This is a genomic window from Allonocardiopsis opalescens (assembly GCF_003002095.1).
Classification (GTDB): Bacteria; Actinomycetota; Actinomycetes; order Streptosporangiales; family Streptosporangiaceae; genus Allonocardiopsis; species Allonocardiopsis opalescens.
Window position 1 is genome coordinate 258,861 of sequence record NZ_PVZC01000006.1, and the last position, 20,142, is coordinate 279,002.

Below are 20,142 nucleotides of genomic sequence, written 5' to 3' on the forward strand. Positions count from 1 at the left end.
GAACGCCATGCTGGAAATCGTCAAACTGGGACACGTCTACGGCACCGGCCCCACCGCCCACCAGGCCATCGCCGACATCAACCTGGAGGTCGCCCAGGGCGAGCTCGTCAGCCTGGTCGGCCCCTCGGGCTGCGGCAAGTCCACCCTGCTGCGCTGCGTCGCCGGGCTGATCCAGCCCACCGAGGGCGAGGTGCGGCTGGACGGCACCCCCATCAGCGGGGTGCCCGACAACCTCGCCGTGGTCTTCCAGGACTACAGCCGCTCGCTGTACCCGTGGCTGTCGGTGCGCGACAACGTCGCGCTGCCGCTGAGCCGCAAGGGCGCCGGCCGGGCCGAGGCGCGGGAGGCGTCGGAGCGCGCGCTGGGCGAGGTCGGGCTGGCCGGGGCGGGCGAGAAGTACCCCTGGCAGCTGTCGGGCGGTATGCAGCAGCGCGTCTCCATCGCGCGGGCGCTCGCCTACACCCCGTCGCTGCTGCTGCTGGACGAGCCCTTCGGCGCGCTGGACGCGCAGACCCGCGAGGACCTGGAGGACCTGGTCCTGCGGCTGCGCACCGAGCACACCATGACGATCCTGCTCATCACGCACGACATCGACGAGAGCGTTTACGTCGGCGACCGCGTCGTGGTGCTCGGCCGCAACCCCGGCCACATCGTCGCGGACCTTCCGGTGGTGCTGGAGGGCCCGCGGGAGCAGATCTCCACCCGCGCCACCCCGGAGTTCGTCGCGCTGCGGGCGCAGGTCGCCCAGTTGGTGCGGGAGCAGATCAACTCCTGATCTTGCCGGGCCCACCGTCCCCGACCGGCCGTTGTCACTTTCGGTAGACACGCGCGCCAATACCGTGACATTCGGTTACTGCGTGGCATCCTCGCAGGTGACGGCACGGTTACCGGGGGGTGCGCACGTGCGTGGGCGAAACCGTTGCGGAGGGCGGCAAAGGCGGGTGGGGCGGGCCGCGGCGGCCGTGCTGGTGGGCGGGGCGGTGCTGATGCCGGCCTACGCCTGGGCCGAGCCGCCCAGTGAGTCCGAGATCGCGCAGAGCCGGCGGGAGGCCCGCGAGCGGGCCGAGGACGTCGGGGCGGTGCGCGCGGAGCTGGCGCGGGTCAGGGCGCGCCTGGACCGGCTGCAGGAGGAGGCCCAGCAGGCCCTCGCCGCCTACGGCAGGGAGCGGACCGAGCTGGAGCGGGCCCAGCGCGAGCAGGAGTCGGCGCAGGAGCGGGCCGAGCAGGCCGCCCGGCGGCTGGAGGAGTCGCGCTCGGAGGTCGCCCGCTACGCCGTCGCCGCCTACAAGGGCGCCGATCTCGGCCTGGTGTCGGCCTTGGCCGGCGGCCCGCAGGCGGCGCTGGACCGCGCCGCGACCCTGGACCACCTGTCCGGGCGCCGCTCCGACCAGATGGACCGGCTCACCGCCGTCGACGTGGTGGCCGAGACGCTGCACGGCATGGCCGAGGACGCCCGCGAAGAGCAGGAGCGGGCCGCGGCCGAGGCCGGGCGCGCGGCCGAGGCGGCCGAGGACGCCGTGGCGCGCCAGGAGCACGAGGTCGGCGAGGTCGCCGCCGAGCAGACCAGGCTCGAAGCCCTGCTGGCCGACTCGCGGCGCGACACCGAGGAGCTGGAGCGTGAGCGCCAGGAGGCGCTGGCGCAGGCCGAGCAGGCCGCCCAGGCCGCCCACGCGGACGCGGCCGGGCCGGCGGAGCCGGCCGGGGACGGCGGCGGGCCGGTGGTGGCGGAGGGCTGCCACGACCGCCCCACCGGGCTCGGCGGCTACGCCAACGGCCAGATCCCCACCTCGGTGCTCTGCCCGCTGCCGCAGGCCGGGGAGTACCTGCGCGCCGACGCGGCCGCCGCCTTCATCCGGCTCGACGGCGCCTTCCGCGAGCGCTTCGGCCGCCCGATCTGCGTCACCGACTCCTACCGGCCCTACGCCGAGCAGCAGCACCTGTACGCCGTGATGCCGCCGGGCATGGCGGCGGCGCCGGGCACCAGCACGCACGGCCTGGGCGTCGCCGTGGACCTGTGCGGCGGGATCGAGCGGCTGGGCACGCCCGAGCACGCCTGGATGCTGGCCACCGCGCCGAGCTTCGGCTGGGACAACCCGCCGTGGGCGCGCGGCGGCTTCGAGCCGTGGCACTGGGAGTACGGCTGACCCGAACCGGCCCCGGGGCGCGCTAACGTCGGGCTATGCGCTGGGTCAGCTACCTCTCCCCGAGCGACGGCCGCACCCGGGCCGGTCTCCTCGGCGACGACGAGTACGTCTACGGCCTGGCCGAGCCGCGCCGGCTCACCGACCTGCTCGGCGACGACGGCGCGCTGATGCGCTCGGCGGCCCGCCGCGCCCAGGCCGAGCCCGCCGACCTCATCTTCGGCTTCGAGGCGCGGCTGCGCGCGCCGGTGCCCGACCCGCCGCGGATCCGCTGCGCCGCGCCGGAGGCGGCGCCGGGGGTCCCACCCGCCGTGCTGCGCCCCTCGGCGGTGCACGGCCCCGACGACGGCTACGCGCACGAACTGGAGCCGGGTGCGCACCCGCTGCCCGGGCTCGCGGTGGCGGCCGTGGTGGGCCGCGCCGCGCAGGACGTGACCGCCGAGGAGGCGGCGGCGGTCGTGGCCGGATACCTCATCATGCTGGTCTGGCGCGACCTCGCCCGCCCGGAGCGGGCGCCCACCGTCGTGCTGGGGCCCGCGCTGGTCACCCCCGACGAACTTGCCGGGGCCGCGGCGGGCGGCGAGATCGCGACGGTGAGCGTCAACGACGCCGAACTGGCGCGCTTCGGCGGCCCGCCGCCCTGGCTGCGGCTGCCCGCGCTGGTGGCCGCGGCCGCCGCCGACGGCGGCGTGCTCCCCGGCGAGGTGGTCGGCGATCCGCTACGCGGGGCGCCGGTGGACTGGCCCCGGCTGGCGCCGGGCGACGAGGTGCGCACGGACGTGGCCGGGCTCGGCGAGATCAGCGTGTCATTGCGCTGAAGCCGTTTTTTCGCGCTACCGAAATGTGATCGTGACCGAGCGTCCACCTGTACTCCACCCGCGTCCCGCACGAGTGTGCAACCGCGCTGAGCTGGGCAGACATCAGGGAACCAGACATTCGCCCCACACGGCCCACCCGGGCAGCAAAGCCGGATTTCATTGCTTCTCCCCGAAGGGATTGCGCTAGGCTGCCCGAATTGATGGCAGGTAACGTCACCGACGCACAACATCGCGCGCCTTCCCCCGCTCGGCGACAATCCCTGTCCATCCCCTGTTCATGGGTTCGGCCACTCAGCGTCTCAGTGCACCAAGGACATCAATGAAATCCCCTGGCTCCACTCAGCTCCGGCTGTTCGCCCTGCTCGCCACGGCATCCCTCGCCCTGACCGCCTGCGGGTCCGGAGAGACCCCCGCGGAAACCGGGTCCGGCGAACTCGAGGTCACCGAAATCGCGGTCGGCGCGATCCCCATCGTCGACGCCGGCGCCGTCCACGTCGCGGTGGCCAACGGCTACTTCGAGGAGGAAGGGCTCACGGTCACCGTCGAGCCCATCGAGGGCGGCGCCGCCGGCCTCCCCGCGCTGCTCAACGGCACCTACCAGGTGATCCACGGCAACAACGTCTCCAGCATCAACGCGATCACCTCCGGAGCGGGCGAGATCGTCTGGCTGGCCGAGATGTTCCAGGCCGGTCCCGACACCTTCCCGATCATGGTCGCCGAGGACTCCGAGATGGACGCCGTCGAGGACCTCGAAGGCGCCACCATCGCGGTGAACACCCTGGAGAACATCGGCACCCTGGCCGTCGAGGCGACCCTGCGCACCGCCGGCCTGACCGCCGAGGACGTCGAGTTCGTCGCGGTCCCGTTCCCGGAGATGCCCGCCGCGCTCGACAGCGGCGACGTCGACGCCGCCTGGATCACCGAGCCCTTCGTCACCCAGGCCCACGCCGAACTGGGCGCGCGCATCCTGGCCGACTCCATGTCCGGCCCCACCGCCGACTTCCCGATCGCCGGCTGGATGGCCACCCAGGAGTGGGTGGAGGAGAACCCCAACTCCGCCGCCGCCTTCCAGCGCGCCATCCTGCGCGGCCAGCAGGCCGCGGCCGAGGACCGCAACGCGGTCGAGTCGCTGCTCCCCGAGTACGCGGGCATCGAGCCCGAGACCGCCGCGGCCATCACCTTCGGCACCTTCCCGACCACCATGGAGGCCGAGCGCATCCAGCGGGTCGCCGACCTGATGTTCGAACTCGGTTACCTGGAGGAGGAGTTCGTGGTCGACCCCTACCTGCTGGCCCCGCCCGAGGGCGCCGAGCCCTCCGCCTCGGCCAGCCCCGAGTAGCGGACCCGGTCGCCGGATGAGACGGCGGTGCCCGGGACGCCTGAGGCGTCCCGGGCACCGCCGTCCGGCTTTCGCACCGCCTCAGGCCGAGGCCCGCACCACCAGGTGGGTGTCGAGCAGCACCTCGATCTTCTCCCGCTCGCCGTGCACCCGGTCGACCAGCAGCCGGGCCATCTCCGAGCCCATCAGCTCGATCGGCTGGTGCACGGTCGTCAGCGGCGGCTCGGCGTGCAGGGCGAGGTCGGAGTCGTCGAAGCCGACCACCGCCACGTCGTCGGGCACCCTGCGGCCCCGGTCGCGCAGCACCCGGATCGCCGCCATCGCCATCGGGTCGGAGGCGGCGAAGACGGCGTCCAGCTCCGGTTCGGTCTCCAGCAGCTGGCGCATGCCGTCCAGCGCGCTGGCGTAGCTGTAGTCGCCGGTGGCCACCAGGTCCGCCGGGAGGTCGGCCTCCTCCAGCACCGCCTGGTAGCCGCGCAGCCGCTCCAGGCCGCTGAGCATGTCGAGCGCACCGGTGATCGTGGCGATCCGGCGCCGGCCGGTGCCGATCAGGTGCTGCACGGCCGAGCGCGCCCCGCCGTTGTTGTCGACGTCGACCTGGCTGAGCGTGCCGGGCTCGATGTCGATCAGCTGGCCGCCGAGCACGCACGGCACCCCGGCCGCCTCCAGCCGCTGCGGCAGCCGGTCGCTGCGGTGCAGCGACAGCAGCATCGCCCCGGCGACGTGCTGGGCGGTCAGGTAGTTCTCCATCCGGGCCAGCTCCGCCGAGGAGGAGGCCAGCATCAGCAGCAGCTGGAGGTCGGCGGCGGCCAGCGTGGCCGAGATGCCCCGCACGATGCCGGCGTAGAAGGGCTCCGCGAACAGCCGCTCGCCCGACTGCGACACCACCAGCGCCACGGTGTCGGACTGGCGGGTGACCAGGGTCCGCGCGGCCCTGTTCGGTACATAGCCGAGGTCATCGATCGCCTTCAGCACCGCGGTGCGCGCCCGCTCGCTGACCCGAGGCGACCCGTTGATGACCCGGGACACGGTGCCGCGGCCCACCCCTGCGCGTACCGCGACCTCTTCCAGGGTCGGCGGCCGCCCTTGCCGCGTCGTCATGTCGGTCCGTCCTTCCGTTCCAGGGCACGGGTCCGTGCCCGGCGCGCGTGCGCCGCCGCGGGTAGCGGACCGCGGCGGCGCACACCTTCGTCGGCTTGCTATCGAGCGGGAACCTCACCGCTGCGCGCCACCGAGCCGTACCAGCGTCCGCTGTCCTTGACGATTCTCTCCTGAGTGCCGTAGTCGACGTAGACGATGCCGAAGCGCTGCGAGTAACCCCACGCCCACTCGTAGTTGTCAAGCAGCGACCAGGCGAAGTACCCCTTGAGCGGTACCCCGTCCTCGATCGCCCGATGCGCCGCGAGCAGGTGGCTGCGGATGTAGTCGAGCCGTTCGGGGTCGTGCACCTCCCCGTCGGGGGTCACCGTGTCCGCGTAGGCCGCGCCGTTCTCCGTAACGTACAGCTCCACACCGGGGTAGTCCGCCGCGAGCCGGGTCAGCAGCGCGTACAGCCCGTTGGCGTCGACCTCCCAGCCCATCCGGGTGCGCGGGTAGCCGCTGCGCACGAAGGACACGTGCTCGCTGCCCACCCAGGAGGTCGCCGTCGCGCCGGGCACGCCCGGCTCGCTGAAGGTGCCCGGCTCCAGGCCCTCGGTGCTGCCGGCGACCCGGTCGTGGTTGTAGAAGTTCACCCCGAGCAGGTCCAGCGGCGCGGAGATCGCGGCGAGGTCGCCCTCGTGCACGAAGCCGAAGTCGGTCACCTGGGCCAGGTCCTCGCGGACGTCCTCAGGGTAGGCGCCGCGGAACAGCGGGTCGAGGAAGATGCGGTTGCGCAGGCCGTCGATGCGCCGCGCGGCGTCCACATCGGCCTCGCGGTCGCTGTAGGGCCGGATGTCGGACGGGTTCAGCACGATGCCCATCAGCTGCTCGCCGCCGTGCTGGGCCTGCTGCTCGCGCATGGCGGCGATGGCCAGGCCGTGGCCGAGCAGCAGGTGGTGCACGGCGGCGATCGAGGCGGCCGGCTCGGTGCGGCCCGGGGCGTGCTGCCCCTCGGCGTAGCCGAGGAAGGCCGAGCACCACGGCTCGTTCAGGGTGTTCCAGTGCCGCACCCGGTCACCGAGGGCGCCGTGCACCACCGCCGCGTACTCGGCGAAGCGGTAGGCGGTGTCGCGGTTGGGCCAGCCTCCGTCGTCCTCGAGCGGCTGGGGCAGGTCCCAGTGGTAGAGCGTCGGCCACGGGGTGATCCCCGCCTCAAGCAGCTCGTCCACCAGCCGCCGGTAGAAGTCCAGGCCGACGGGGTTGATGCGGCCCTTGCCGTCGGGCTGCACCCGGGGCCAGGCGACGGAGAAGCGGTACGCGCCGATGCCCAGCTCCTTCATCAGCGCGATGTCGTCGCGGTAGAGGTGGTAGTGGTCGGTGGCCGGTTCGCCGGAGTCGCCGTTGAGGACGCGCCCCGGGGTGGCGGCGAAGGTGTCCCAGATGCACGGGCCGCGGCCGTCCTCCTTCGTCGCCCCCTCGATCTGGTAGGACGCGGTGGCGGCGCCCCACACGAAGTCCGCGGGGAAGGAGACGGCGTCGACCGCGGACGCCATGGTCTGAGACTGTGGCACTTGGGCTGTCACGCTTTGATCGCACCTTCCATGATGCCGCCGATGAGCTGGCGGCCGAAAATGATGAAGACGATGATCAGCGGCACGGTCGCGAAGGTGGCGCCGGTGAACATCAGGGCGTAGTCGTTGAAGTAGGCGTTGGCGAGCTGCCGGATGGACATCTGGACCGTGGGGTTCTCCGCGGTGAGCACCGCCAGCGGCCAGATGAAGTCGTTCCAGCTCTGCATGAAGCTGAGCAGGGCCAGCACCACCATCGCCGGGCGCAGCGCGGGCAGCACTACGCTCCAGTAGATGCGGAAGGTGGAGCAGCCGTCGACGCGCGCCGCCTCGATCAGCTCGTCCGGGATGGCCTGCAGGGCGTACTGGCGCATCATGAAGACGCCGAAGCCGGTCACCATGAACGGCACGATGATGGCCTGGAGCTGGTTCACCCAGCCGAGCTGGTTCATCACGATGTACATCGGGATGAGGCCCATCTGCACCGGCACCGACATGGTCAGGATGATCAGCACCAGCACCGCGTTGCGGCCGCGGAACGGCAGCTTGGCCAGCGCGAAGCCGGCCAGCGAGCAGAACAGGATCATGCTGAAGGCCACCACGGTGGCCGCGACCAGCGAGTTGATCAGCCCCAGGGTGAAGTTGGCCTCCGGGTTGGCGAAGAGCCGCCCGGTGTTCTCCACGAAGTTCGCGCCCGGGAAGATGGGCGGCGGCCGCATCGCGATCACGTCGTTGCCGCGGGTGGCGACCACGAACATCCAGTAGATCGGGAAGGCCGACAGCAGGGCGGTGAAGATCAGCGCGAAGTAGGTCAGCGGTGTCGCGTCGCGCATCGTGCTGAGCCGGCGTGCGGCGCGGCCCATCGGGCCGCGGCGCCGCCGGTCGCGCTGCGAGCGGCGGGGTGCGCCCGGCCGGTCCGGCCGCGGGCGCGCGGTGGTTCCGGGTACGCCCGGAATGGTCGCCATGGGTCTCCCTCCCTCACACGGCCGAGCGGATGCGCTGGACGAACAGGACGTTGATCAGCGAGAACAGGATGATCACCACGAAGATGATCCAGGCGACGGCCGAGCCGTAGCCGTAGTCCTGCCTGCCGAAGGCCTCGGAGAACATGTACATCGCGATGGTCTGGAACTCCGCCTGGCTGCCGCCGTCGTAGTCGCCGCCGCCGAACATGACGGGCTCGGTGAACAGCTGCATGCCGCCGATGGTCGAGATGATCACCGTGAAGAGGATGGTCGGCTGGAGCATCGGGATGGTGATCTGCCAGAACTGGCGCATCCGCGACGCGCCGTCGATGGCCGCCGCCTCGTACAGGTCCTTCGGGATCGCCTGCATCGCCGCCAGGTAGATCAGCGTGTTGTAGCCGATCCAGCGCCAGTCGACCATGATCGACACCGCGGACCAGGAGGCCAGCCGGCCCGACTGCCAGTTCACCGGCGGCAGCCCGACCAGTTCGATGACGTAGTTGATCAGGCCGTAGTCCCGGCCGAACAGCTGCCCGAAGACCAGCGCGGTGGCGGCGACGGAGGTGACGTAGGGGAAGATCACGCTCACCCGGAAGAAGCCGCGGAACCGGATGCGCCGGTTCAGCAGGTCGGCCAGCAGCAGCGCGATCAGCAGCTGGGGCACGGTGGCCAGCACGAACATGCCGAGCGTGTTGAACAGCGCGTTGTAGAAGCGCGTGTCCTCGAACAGCAGGTAGGCGTAGTTGTCCAGGCCGACGAAGGCCTCCTGGCCGCCGAGCAGCGTCCAGTCGTGCAGGGAGATCCACAGCGTGTAGATCACCGGGAACAGGCCGAAGATCGCGAACAGCACGAAGAACGGCGCGACGTACAGGTACGGCGAGTAGCGCATGTCGGCTTTGGTGAGCCGCACGCGCCAGCCCGCGGACCCGTCGCGCGCCTTGGAGCTCGTCCTGGTGCGATGTGAGGGGCGTGGCCGCTCGTGGGTCTCGCCCGGTGTCGGGGGACCGGTCGTTCTCATGCGGTAACTCCGTTGTGTGGACGGTGGAATGCGGGCGGACGGACGCCCCGATCACGCACTGCCGCGCAGTGCCGTGATCGGGGCGCCGTTACCGGAGGGGGCCGACGGGCCTCAGCGGGCTTCCGCCTCTGCCTCGGCGACGGCCTGCTCCCAGGCCTCGTCGGGAGTCAGGTCCCCGTTCTCCACCGCCCGCAGCTGGTTCTGGATCGCGGTCCGGACCGGGACCTCCAGGGTGCCCAGGTAGACGGGCTCGAGCTCCAGCGCGGTGGTCCCGTAGATCTCACCGACCGGCGCGTCGCTGAAGTACTCGTTGGTGTACTCCAGCACCTCGGGGCTCTGCAGCGCCTCAGGCGAGGTCGGCAGCGTGTTGGCCTCCTGGAAGGCCGAGATGTGCCCCTCGGGGCTGGTCAGGAACTGCGCCAGCGCGGCCGCCTCTTCGGGGTGCTCGCTCTGCGCGGGCACGCCGAGCCACGAGCCGCCCCAGTTGCCGCCGCCGCCGGGCACGGTCGCGGCCACGTCCCACGAGCCGGCCAGGTCCTCGCCGGCGCCGTCCTGGATCTGGCCGAGCATCCACGCCGGGCAGGTGGTGACGGCGAAGGCGCTCTGCTGGAGGCCGGCCGTCCAGTCCTCGGTGAACTCCTCCAGGTTCGCGGAGATGCCCGCCTCGCCGATCGCGACGGCCTGGTCGAAGGCCTGCCGGATGACCGGGTTGGTCTCGACGACCAGCTCGCCGCTGGGGTCGAAGTGGGTGTAGCCGCCCTGCTGGCCGCCCAGCTGGTTCACGATGGTGGAGTACGGGATCGTGGTGTTGTCCACGAAGGCCGCGTCGGAGTTCTCCACGAACTCCTCGCCCATCGCGATGAAGTCGTCCCAGGTCGCCCACTGCTCGCCGACCTCTTCGCGGTCGGTCGGCAGGCCGGCCGCCTCGAACAGGTCCGCCCGGTAGCACATCGCCAGGCCGCCCATGTCGGTGCCCAGGCCCACCAGGTAGTCGCCCTCCTGGGTGAGCGCGCGCTCCCACTTCCAGGACAGGAAGTTGCCCTGGAGCTCGCCCGCGCCGTGGTCGAGGAGGTTCACGAACTGCTCGTTCGCGGCCATGATCTGCTCGATCTGGCCCTCCTCGATCGCGACCACGTCGCCGGCGCCCGATCCGGCGGCGAGGTTCTGCAGCAGCTGGGGACCGTAGTCCTCAAGGCGCTGGGTGTTGCGCTCCTCGACCGTGATTCCCGGGTTCTCCTCCATGTACTGCTGAATGAGCGCGTCGTACCCGAAGTTGCCGAATGTCTCGACGACGAGGGTGATCTCGCCGCTCTCGCCTTCTTCGCCCGCGCCACCGCCGCACGCGGTAACCGCAGCCAGCACGCCGGCCAGCCCCGCCGCGAGCGCTATGGTGCGCGCGCGACGGCGTCCAATGGTCGCCATCATCAGATTCGATCCCTCTCATGACCATGTCGCTGAAGCCGCGTCCCCGACCCCGATTCATGGGAGCGCTCCCACCATCGTGGCGCCGCTCACAGGTCCGCGTCAATCCCCGGTCATGGCGGCGAAATCCAACCGTTACCGCCGGGACTCAGTCCCGACCGTGCCATGACCTCCACAAAGCGGCATAGGAGCCGTCGCGGGCGACAAGTTCTTCGTGGCCGCCCAATTCGGTGATCCGGCCCCCTTCGACCACCGCGACGCGGTCGGCGTCGTGCGCGGTGTGCAGCCGGTGCGCGATCGCGATCACGGTTCGGCCGCGCAGCACGGCGGCGAGCGAGCGCTCCAACTGCCGGGCGGCGCGCGGGTCGAGCAGCGAGGTCGCCTCGTCCAGGATGAGGGTGTGCGGGTCGGCCAGCACCAGCCGGGCCAGCGCCAGCTGCTGCGCCTGCGCCGGGCTGAGCGAGCGGCCGCCCGAGCCGACCGCGGTGTCCAGCCCCTCAGGCAGCTCGCGCACCCAGCCGGCCGCCTCCACCGCCTCCAGCGCGGCCCAGACCGCGGCGTCGTCGGCGTCGCCCGCGCGGACCATGGCGACGTTGTCGCGGAGGCTGGTGCGGAAGACGTGGTGCTCCTGGCTGACCAGCGCGATCCGCGAGCGCAGCTCCTCGGGCGGCCAGGAGCCCAGCTCGCGGCCGTCCAGGGTGATGGCGCCCTCGCGCGGGGTGTGGATGCCGGCCAGCAGCCGGCCCAGGGTGGACTTGCCCGCGCCGCTGGGCCCGACGACCGCCAGCCGCTCGCCCGGACGCACGTCCAGGTCGATGCCGTGCAGCACGTCGGCGCCGGCCCGGTAGCCGAAGCGCAGCCCGCGCACGCGCAGCTCGCCGCCCCGGGCGGCGGCGTCGGCCGGGGCGGCCTCGGCGCTTTCGGCGGCCGGGGCGGCGGGGGCGTCGTCGACGGCGGCCACGCCCAGCAGCCGGCGCAGCGCGGCGGCGCCGACCTGGAGGGTGTCGATCTGGGAGACGAAGCGGTCCAGCGGCTCGATCACCTGCTGGAAGTACAGCGTGGCGGCCACGGCCTGCCCGAGGGTGAGCACGTCGGCGAAGTACAGCCAGCCGCCGCCGAGCAGCGCGGCCACGGTCGGGATGACGTAGCCGATCTCCAGCGCCGGGAACCACAGGCTGCGCAGCCACAGGGTGTAGCGCTCGGCGGTGTAGGAGCCGGCGATGTCGGCGTCGGTGCGCTCGCGGCGCAGCCGGACGCGGCCGAGCGCGACCACCGTCCTGGCCCCCTCGACCGTGTCGGCCAGGCCCTGGGTGAGGGTGGAGTAGGCGGCCATCTCGCGCTGGTAGCCGGTGCCGGCCCGCCGCAGGTACCAGCGGGTCGACAGCACCAGCAGCGGCGCCGCGGGCAGCACGGCCAGCAGCAGCACCGGGTGCACCAGCGCGATGGCGCCGAGGGTGAACACGAGCGTGACACCGGCGATCACCGTGTCGGGCGCGGCGAAGCGCACGGCGCGGGCGAGCTGGTCGAGGTCGCGGGAGGTGCGCGAGACGAGGTCGCCGGTGCCGGCCCGCTCCACCACGGCCAGCGGCAGCCGCAGCACCCGGGAGACGAAGTCCTCGCGCAGTTCGGCGAGCACCCGCTCCCCCAGCCGCGCGGAGGCGGCCACCGCGGCGTAGGTGATGGCGGCGTGCAGCACGACGGCGCCGGCCACCAGCGCGACCAGCAGGTCGGCCCGGGCCGGCGCCATTCCGCCGGCCAGGCCGTCGACCACCAGCCCGACCAGGTACGGCACGCAGAGTCCCGCCACGGTGGCGGCGCCGTGCACCGAGACGACGCGGGCCAGCCGCGCCCGGTGCCGGCGCACGATGCGGCGCGTCTCGGCCAGCATCCGGGCGCGGTCGGCGACCGGCAGCGCCCGCGCGGGCGCGGCGGGCGCCGACGGTGCCGGGGCGGGATCGTCGGCCCGCTCGGCGACGGAGAGGTCGGTCATGACGGCTCGGCTCCACGGGTGACGGTGCGGGCGTACTCGGGTTCGGTGCGCAGCAGCTCGCCGTGGCGGCCGCTCGCGCGGGCGCGGCCGCCGGAGACGAAGACGACCCGGTCGGCGCGGGCGAGCAGCAGCGGGCTGGTGGTGAGCACCACGGTGGTGCGCCCGGCGCGGGCGCGGCCCAGCCGCTCGGCCACCGCCGCCTCGGTGTGCGCGTCGACGGCCGAGGCGGGCTCCACCAGCACCAGCACCTCGGGGTCGGCCAGCAGCGCCCGGGCCAGCCGCAGCCGCTGCTGCTGGCCGCCGGAGAACTCGCGGCCGCGGTCGGTGACGGCGCCGTCCAGGCCGGCCGGTAGGGCGGCCACGATGTCGTCGGCGCAGGCGGCGTGCACGGCGGCGCGCACCCGGGCCTCCCCCTCGGGGCCGGCGGCGCCGGGGTCCAGCTCGGTGCGCAGGGTGCCGGGGAAGAGCCAGGCGTCGTTGTCGGCGACCAGGATGCGGCGGCGCAGCTCGGCCTCTGACAGCTCGGCGAGGTCGGTGCCGCCGTAGTCGACGCGGCCGGGCTCGTAGCCGCCCAGCCGCTCGGCCAGCCTGAGCATGTCGTCGGGGTCGGTGCCGGCCACCGCGGTGACCACGCCGGGCTCGATCCGGACGCCGCTGCCGGCGTCGTACAGCGCGGCCGGGCCGCTCGGCCCGGGTGCGGGCCGCCGCGGCTCGGTCCGGTCGGGCGGCAGCGCCAGGATGCGCACCACCCGTCCGGCCGCGACCCGGGCCGCGACGTAGCGGCGGACCATGTCGGTGAGGAAGTGCACCGGGATGGCGAGATAGCCGGCGTAGCCGTAGAAGGCGACCAGCTGCCCGGGGGTGATCTCGCCGGCCAGCGCCAGCCGGGCGCCGAGCCAGATGACGGCGACGGTCAGCAGCCCCGGCAGCAGGGTGCCCACCGCCTGGAGCAGCGCCTCGGACCGGCCCACCCGCTCCCCGGCCGCGCGCACGGCCTGGGACTCCTCGCGGTAGCGGGCGCCGAACAGCGACTCGCCGCCGACGCCGCGCAGCACCCGCAGGCCCGACACGATGTCGACGGCGCGGGAGCTGAGCTTGGACTGGAGTTCGCGCTGGCCGTGCTGGCGGCGCTGGAGCGGGCGCATCAGCGGCCCGATGCCGAGCATCATCAGCGGCACGCCGATGACCACCAGCAGCCCGAAGGGCGGCGACACGTACAGCAGCCAGCCGCCGACGGCCGCCACGACCACGGCGGAGGAGACGGCGTAGCCGGTGTGCTCGGCCAGTTCGCCGATCTCGTCGATGTCGTGCGCGCCCACCGCGACGACCTCGCCCGAGGGGATGCGGCGGGTGAGGGCGGCGCCGAGCCGGGCGGCGCGGTCGGCCACCACCTGCGCGGAGCGGTAGGTGGCGGCGCACCAGTTGAAGACGGAGGCGCGGTGCGCGACCACGCCGAGCACGGCCTGGACGCAGCCGACCGCCATCAGCAGGCCGGCCCAGCCGGCCAGCGCGGGCGGCTCGCCGCGGGTGAGCCCGGCGTCGACGGCGGCGCCGACCACGGCGGGCAGCACCGCCTGCGCCCCCTGCCACAGGGTCATCGCCACGGTGGCGAAAGCGATCGAGCCCGCCTGGGTGCCCAGCACCCACCGCAGGTACCCGGCGGGTCCGCGGTGGTCAGGGGTTCCGGGGTCGGTCACCGGCAAGTCGCGCACAAGTCCTGGACACTAACCGGACGTAGCCGGCCGGACCACCGATTTTTCCGGTGGGCGCGGACGTGCGGCCGCCCCCGGCGCGGTTGCCGCGGCCGGGGGCGGCGGGGTTCCGCGAGCTCAGCCGCCGTACACGTACAGGCCGAGCGGTTCGACGTGCACGTCGGTCAGGTACTGGAAGTCCTCGCCCTCGCCCTGCCCGGCCAGGAACTCCGCCAGGTAGGGGCGGTGCTGGAAGAAGTTGGCGTCCAGTTCGCCGTCGGCCAGCTGGAGGTTGGGCTGCACGTAGTCGCTGAACTCGATGATCTCCAGGTCGAGTCCGGCGTCGGCGGCCAGCTCCGAGTCGACGTAGCCGAGGATCTCGCCGTGCGGCACCGGGCTCACGCCGACCCGCAGCGGCTCGCCCGGGTCGTCCAGCGGCTGCACGTCGGCGGCCGGCCCCGTCGGGGTGAACGCGGGCACCACCGAGCCGTTGGTGTAGGTCTCGGCGATGAAGTCGTGCACCTCCTGGGTGTTGAGCAGGGCGCCCAGCTGCTCCACCCGCGGGTCGTCGGCGTTCTCGCCCTGGGCCACCAGGCCGTTGGCGTAGGGGTTGTCCTCGCCGGACTCCAGCACGATGGCGTCCTCGGCCGGGTTGAGGCCGGCCTCGATGGCGTAGTTGCCGTTGACGATCGCGGCGTCGAAGTCCTGCAGCGAGCGGGGCAGCTGGGCCGCCTCCAGCGGGACGAACTGGATGCCGCGCGGGTTCTCGGCGATGTCCTGCTCGGTGACGCTGCCCTCGACCTCGGGGTCGAGGGTGATCAGCCCCTCCCCGGCCAGCAGCTGCAGCGAGCGGCCCAGGTTGGCGGGGTCGTTGGGCACGCCGATCTGGGCGCCGTCGGGCAGCTCGTCCACGCTGGTGACCGGGCCGGCCGACTCGCCGCCGCCGTCCACGGGATCGCCCGGGGCGCCGCAGGCCGCGAGCAGGGCGAGCACGGCGATTCCCCCGGTCACGGCGCCTGGATACGTACGCACGGTGTTCTCCTTGTCTCGATGGTGTCGCCCGGGCGGGGTCGCCGCCCGGACCGTGGTGTCCGGCCGCCTCAGCGGTGGGAGAGCCGGCGCGCCGCCAGGTCGCCGAGCGACTGCAGCAGCTGGACGACGACGACCAGCAGCACGACGCACAGCAGCAGCACGAGTTCGTCGAAGCGCTGGTAGCCGAAGCGGATCGCGACGTCGCCGAGGCCGCCGCCGCCGATGGCCCCGGCCATGGCCGAGTACGACACCAGCGCGACGACGGTGACGGTCAGCCCGGCGATCAGCCCGGGCAGCGCCTCGGGCAGCAGCACCTTGGCCACGATCGTGCCGCGCCCGGCGCCCATGGCCTCGGCCGCCTCGATGACGTCGCGGCCGACCTCGCGCAGCGAGGTCTCGACCAGCCGGGCGTAGAACGGGATGGCGCCCAGGGTGAGCGGCACGATGGCGGCGGTGGGGCCGATGGTGGTGCCGGTGATGAAGCGGGTGAAGGTCAGCACCGCCACCATCAGCACGATGAACGGCACCGAGCGGCCGATGTTGACGATCGCGCCGAGCACCGCCCGCAGCCAGGGCGCCGGCAGCAGCCGGCCGCGCTCGGTGGCGTAGAGCAGCACGCCGAGCGGCAGCCCGAACAGCGCGGTGAACAGGGTGGACCAGCCGACCATGTACAGGGTGGCGTAGGTGCCGTCGAAGAGCAGCGGGCCGAGCTCGTCCCAGCGTTCGGCCAGTTCGGTGAGCATCAGGCACCCTCTCCGGTGGGCTCGGCGCCGTCGGCGGCGAGCGGGTCGCCGGCGGTCCGCACGGCCAGGCCGCGGGCGCGCAGGTACTCCAGCGCCTCGGCGGTGCGCTCGCCGGTGAGCTGTACCTTCAGCCGCCCGTACGGCGCGCCGGCCACGGTCTCGACCGTACCGGCCAGGATGTTGACGTCCACGTCGAACTCGCGGGTGAGCGCCGACAAGACCGGTTCGGTGGCGCGTTCGGCGTAGCTCAGGGTGACCACCCCGGGCAGGTCGACGGTGGGCAGCGGGAAGAGCGCGTCGGCGAGCCGGGAGTCGGGGGCGGCCAGCAGCTCGGGCAGCGGCCCGGACTCCAGGAAGCGGCCGTCGTGCATGACGGCGGCGGAGTCGCAGACCCGCTTGATCACGCCCATCTCGTGGGTGATCAGCAGGACGGTGAGGCCCAGTTCGCGGTTGAGCCGGCGCAGCAGGTCGAGGATGGACCCGGTGGTCTCGGGGTCCAGCGCGGAGGTCGCCTCGTCAGAGAGCAGCACCTTGGGGCCGGCGGCCAGCGCGCGGGCGATGCCCACCCGCTGCTTCTGCCCGCCGGACAGCTGCGCCGGGTAGGAGCCGCCGCGGTCGCCCAGCCCCACCACGTCGAGCAGTTCGGCCACCCTGCGGGCGCGCTGCGCGCGGGGGGTGCCCATGACCTCCAGCGGGAAGGCGACATTGCCCGCCACCGTGCGCGAGGACAGCAGCGCGAAGTGCTGGTGGATCATGCCGATGCCGCGCCGGGCCCGGCGCAGCGCGGCGCCGCGCAGGGCCGTCATGTCCTGGCCGTCGACGCGCACCGAGCCGGAGGTGGGGCGCTCCAGCAGGTTGACGCAGCGCAGCAGGGTGCTCTTGCCGGCGCCGCTGCGGCCGAGGATGCCGAAGACCTGCCCCTGCGGCACGTGCAGGTCGACGCCGTCGAGGGCCTGGACGGTCCGGCCGCGGCCCAGGTCGTAGACCTTGGTCAGGTTCTGGACGTCGATCAAGGGCTCCCTTTCGCGGACGTGCCGCGCCACCGGCGGCAGGTATGGGTCCACGCGTGCAACGGCGCGCCGCCGCACGATATTGCCGCGGCCGGTGAGATGTCGACCACCCGGCGTCGCGCACCGCCGCCGCGCCGCCCCGCCCCTCTGCGCACTCCCGACATTCCCTACTTTTCCGATATTCCTTGCTGAGAACTCGGCCATCTTAGCGCGGTGGCGAGGGCTTCCGGCCCGCGCGGCGCACCGTTACCGGACGGGCCTTGGGCGGCGGCCCGGCGGCCGGTAGCGTGGCGGTCCACCACGGTGACGAACGGAGTACCCGCATGCCCGAAGCGCTACGAAGATCCTCTGGCACCGGACCGGCGGGGAGGCTCCGCCGCGCGGTGCTCCCCGCCGCCGTGGCCCTCGGCCTGCTGGCCGGGGCCGCCCCCGCCGCAGCCGAGCCCGAGCCCGACCCGGTGGACGAGCTGGCCGCCGCCTTCGAGGCGCTCCCCGGCCTCACCGTGGTCTCGGCCGAGCCGGCGCCCGGCGGAGCGCACATCTTCCTGACGCTGAGCTTCACCCAGCGGGTCGACCACACCGACCCCTCGGCGGGCACCTTCGAACAGCGCCTCACCGTGCTGCACCGCGGCTTCGACCGGCCCACCGTGCTGCACACCACCGGGTACGGGCTGGTGGAGCGGCCGTTCCGCGACGAGCCGACCGTCATGCTCGACGGCAACCAGGTGCACACCGAGCAGCGCTTCTTCAGCCCCTCGCGCCCCGACCCGGCCGACTGGTCCGATCTGGACATCTGGCAGGCCGCCACCGACCACCACCGCATCGTGGCCGCGATCGACGACCTGTACGAGGGCGCGTGGATCTCCACCGGCGCCTCCAAGGGCGGCATGACCTCGGTCTACCACCGCCGCTTCTACCCCGGCGACGTCGACGGCACGGTCGCCTATGTGGCGCCCAACGACGTGCACGACCGGCACGACGCCGCCTACCTGGACTTCTTCGAGACCGTCGGCACCGATCCCGCCTGCCAGGAGTCGCTGGCGGCGCTGCAGCACGAGGCGCTGGAGCGCCGCGGCGAGCTGCTGGAGCGCTACGAGGCGGCGGCCGCGGCCGAGGGCTGGACCTTCACCCAGACCCTGGGCAGCGCCGACCGGGCGCTGGAGATGCTGATCCTGGACACGCCGTGGGCCTTCTGGCAGTACCAGGAGGAGTCGGCCTGCGCCGCGGTGCCGGCCGCGGACGCGTCCACCGACGAGATCTACGCCTTCCTGGACGAGATCTCCGGCTTCGCCTTCTACACCGACCAGGGCACGATCCCCTACATCCCGTACTACTACCAGGCGGGCACCCAGCTGGGTTCGCCGTCGGTGCCGACCGGGCACGTCGAGGAGCTGCTGCGCTACCCCGGGCTGTTCGGCCCGCGCTCCTACGTGCCGCGCGAGATCCCGATGCGCTTCGACCACCGGGCCATGCCCGACATCGACCGCTGGGTGCGCACCCAGGGCAGTGAGCTGCTCTTCGTCAACGGCGAGTTCGACCCCTGGGCCGCGGAGCCGTTCCGGCTCGGCCACCGCACCCGCGACTCGCTCAGCCTGGAGGTGCCCCGCGGCAACCACGGCGCCGACATCGCGCAGCTGCCCGCCGCCGACCGCGAGCGCGCCGGCGAGGCGCTGCTGCGCTGGGCCGGACTCGACGGCGTGGCGGCGCTGAGCACTCCGGCGCCGGCCATTCCCGAGCTGGACGAGGTCGAGATCGACCGGGGGCCGACCCGCTGACCCCGCCCGCACGGCGAAAGGACGCCGGCGCCCCCCTTGGGGCGCCGGCGTCCTCGTGTGTCCGTGCGGCGGCGTCAGCGCGCGGTCGGCTCGGCCGCCACCGCCTGCGCGACCTCCAGCTCGGGCTCGGCGACGGGGGCCACCGCGGCGGCCGTGTCGGCGACCTTCGCGGTGCGCTTGGCCGAGCCCAGCATGAAGGCGGTCACCGCGGCGACCGTGCCGAGGGCCATCACCGCGCTCATGCTGACCATGGTCGGCGTGCCCTGGGCGCTGAACACGCCACCCAGCGCGCCGATCGTGCCGCCCAGGCCGAACTGGAGCGAGCCCATCAGCGCCGAGGCGCTGCCCGCGACGCTGGGCCGCTGGCTGGTGATGGCCAGCGTGGTCGCGTTGGTGAACACGAAGCCCTGCGCGAAGACCGAGACGAACAGCAGCGCGATGGCCAGCCACAGCGGCGGGGTGCCGAACAGGCTGGCCAGCAGCAGCCCGCCGGTGCCGGCCACCGCCACGACCAGGCCGAACATCAGCAGCCGCTCGGTGGAGACCCGGCCGATCAGGAAGCCGTTGATCTGGGTGGCCGCCACCAGGCCGATGGAGTTCAGCCCGAACAGCAGGCTGAAGGTCTGCGGGCTGACCCCGTAGACGGCGTCGGAGATGAACGGGAAGGACGAGATGTAGGCGAACATCACCGAGAAGCCGAGGCTCAGCGCCAGCGTAAAGCCCATGAAGCGCCGGTCGCGCAGCAGGCCGCCGAAGTTGCGCGCCAGGGTGCCGGCCCGCGCCGGGCTGCGCTGCTCGGCCGGCAGGCTCTCCGGCATGCCGAACAGGATGGCGGCGAAGCTCACCGCGCCCGCCGCGCCGAGCACGACGAAGCTCAGGTGCCAGGAGCCGACCAGCAGCAGCTGGCCGCCGAGCACCGGGGCGAGGATCGGGGCGAGGCCGACCACCAGCATCAGCCGGGAGAAGAACCGGGCCGCGTCGTCGCCCTCGAAGAGGTCGCGCACGATCGCCCGCGAGATGACCGCGCCGGCCGCGCCGGCCAGGCCCTGGACGAAGCGCAGCGCGATGAAGGCCTCCACCGTCGGCACGATGACGATCAGGAAGGAGGTGAGGGTGAACGCGGCCACCCCGATGAGCAGCGGCCGGCGGCGCCCCCAGGCGTCGCTCATCGGGCCGATGATGATCTGCCCGACCGCGAGCCCGATCATGATCGCGGTGAGGGTCAGCTGGATCTGCGACTCCGGCGCGCCGAGGTCGGCGGCGATCTGCGGGAACGCGGGGAGGTAGAGGTCGACGGAGAGCGGGCCGGTGGCGGCCAGCGCTCCCAGTACCAGGACGAGCAGCAGAACCGACTTCTTCGGGCGCCGAGCCGCGGTGGTCTCGGCAGGTCTGGAAGGTTCTTCTGGCACGCTCGACTCCTTGATGATCGTTCTGGACACCATGACTCCAACGCGGGCGCCGCCGTTGGTAATCCTGTCATCCGACCTATTTTTCGGCCGTTCACTCCGGCGTCCACCGGGCTCCTGAGGCACATATCCGCCCTCCCGACC

Annotated in this window: 16 protein-coding genes; 5 read left to right on the forward strand and 11 right to left on the reverse strand. The window is 73.0% G+C overall.

The window, feature by feature from the left end; all coding sequences use genetic code 11:
• Positions 1-7: 7 nt before the first annotated feature.
• From CLV72_RS20765 to CLV72_RS20780, 4 genes are all read left to right on the forward strand, one after another.
• Positions 8-775 carry an ABC transporter ATP-binding protein gene (locus CLV72_RS20765; RefSeq protein WP_106249031.1) on the forward strand — a complete coding sequence of 256 codons (768 nt, stop codon included), beginning with the start codon at positions 8-10 and terminating at the stop codon, positions 773-775.
• A gap of 166 nt (positions 776-941) precedes the next feature.
• Positions 942-2,144, forward strand: a complete 1,203-nt coding sequence (locus CLV72_RS20770; protein WP_245930334.1) for a M15 family metallopeptidase — start codon at positions 942-944, stop codon at positions 2,142-2,144.
• 35 nt (positions 2,145-2,179) lie between these two features.
• Complete coding sequence (locus tag CLV72_RS20775; RefSeq protein ID WP_106249034.1) at positions 2,180-2,959, forward strand: fumarylacetoacetate hydrolase family protein; 780 nt, start codon at positions 2,180-2,182, stop codon at positions 2,957-2,959.
• Positions 2,960-3,278: 319 nt separating this feature from the next.
• A complete protein-coding gene (locus CLV72_RS20780; protein WP_170141055.1) occupies positions 3,279-4,298 on the forward strand; it encodes an ABC transporter substrate-binding protein in 1,020 nt (339 codons plus the stop codon).
• Between the two features lie 81 nt (positions 4,299-4,379).
• Here the strand turns inward: CLV72_RS20780 and CLV72_RS20785 are convergent, their stop codons facing one another.
• From CLV72_RS20785 to CLV72_RS20830, 10 genes are all read right to left on the reverse strand, one after another.
• Positions 4,380-5,399, reverse strand: coding sequence for a LacI family DNA-binding transcriptional regulator (locus tag CLV72_RS20785; protein ID WP_106249039.1), 1,020 nt, complete (start codon positions 5,397-5,399; stop codon positions 4,380-4,382).
• A 98-nt stretch (positions 5,400-5,497) separates the two neighbouring features.
• Positions 5,498-6,931: a glycoside hydrolase family 1 protein gene (locus tag CLV72_RS20790; RefSeq protein ID WP_106249041.1), complete on the reverse strand. Its 1,434-nt coding sequence runs from the start codon at positions 6,929-6,931 to the stop codon at positions 5,498-5,500.
• 26 nt (positions 6,932-6,957) lie between these two features.
• Positions 6,958-7,911: a carbohydrate ABC transporter permease gene (locus CLV72_RS20795; protein WP_425428093.1), complete on the reverse strand. Its 954-nt coding sequence runs from the start codon at positions 7,909-7,911 to the stop codon at positions 6,958-6,960.
• 13 nt (positions 7,912-7,924) lie between these two features.
• Positions 7,925-8,800 carry a carbohydrate ABC transporter permease gene (locus CLV72_RS20800; RefSeq protein WP_245930335.1) on the reverse strand — a complete coding sequence of 292 codons (876 nt, stop codon included), beginning with the start codon at positions 8,798-8,800 and terminating at the stop codon, positions 7,925-7,927.
• Between the two features lie 240 nt (positions 8,801-9,040).
• The gene (locus CLV72_RS20805; RefSeq protein ID WP_106249603.1) at positions 9,041-10,351 is read right to left on the reverse strand and encodes an ABC transporter substrate-binding protein; all 1,311 of its coding nucleotides are present in this window, start codon (positions 10,349-10,351) and stop codon (positions 9,041-9,043) included.
• Positions 10,352-10,499: 148 nt separating this feature from the next.
• Positions 10,500-12,341, reverse strand: coding sequence for an ABC transporter ATP-binding protein (locus CLV72_RS20810; protein WP_106249048.1), 1,842 nt, complete (start codon positions 12,339-12,341; stop codon positions 10,500-10,502).
• On the reverse strand, positions 12,338-14,053 hold the full coding sequence (locus CLV72_RS20815; RefSeq protein WP_106249051.1) for an ABC transporter transmembrane domain-containing protein: 1,716 nt from the start codon (positions 14,051-14,053) through the stop codon (positions 12,338-12,340). The genes CLV72_RS20810 and CLV72_RS20815 overlap by 4 nt, the downstream gene beginning before the upstream one ends.
• Positions 14,054-14,170: 117 nt before the next feature.
• Positions 14,171-15,064 carry a MetQ/NlpA family ABC transporter substrate-binding protein gene (locus tag CLV72_RS33830; protein ID WP_342755679.1) on the reverse strand — a complete coding sequence of 298 codons (894 nt, stop codon included), beginning with the start codon at positions 15,062-15,064 and terminating at the stop codon, positions 14,171-14,173.
• Between the two features lie 68 nt (positions 15,065-15,132).
• Positions 15,133-15,807, reverse strand: coding sequence for a methionine ABC transporter permease (locus CLV72_RS20825; protein WP_106249054.1), 675 nt, complete (start codon positions 15,805-15,807; stop codon positions 15,133-15,135).
• A complete protein-coding gene (locus CLV72_RS20830; RefSeq protein ID WP_106249057.1) occupies positions 15,807-16,820 on the reverse strand; it encodes a methionine ABC transporter ATP-binding protein in 1,014 nt (337 codons plus the stop codon). Before CLV72_RS20830 ends, CLV72_RS20825 begins: the two co-directional genes overlap by 1 nt.
• A gap of 380 nt (positions 16,821-17,200) precedes the next feature.
• Between CLV72_RS20830 and CLV72_RS20835 the strand changes: the two genes are divergently transcribed.
• Positions 17,201-18,592: an alpha/beta hydrolase family protein gene (locus tag CLV72_RS20835; protein WP_211302997.1), complete on the forward strand. Its 1,392-nt coding sequence runs from the start codon at positions 17,201-17,203 to the stop codon at positions 18,590-18,592.
• A 74-nt stretch (positions 18,593-18,666) separates the two neighbouring features.
• Here the strand turns inward: CLV72_RS20835 and CLV72_RS20840 are convergent, their stop codons facing one another.
• Complete coding sequence (locus CLV72_RS20840) at positions 18,667-20,034, reverse strand: Bcr/CflA family multidrug efflux MFS transporter (RefSeq protein WP_106249061.1); 1,368 nt, start codon at positions 20,032-20,034, stop codon at positions 18,667-18,669.
• Between the last annotated feature and the right edge of the window lie 108 nt (positions 20,035-20,142).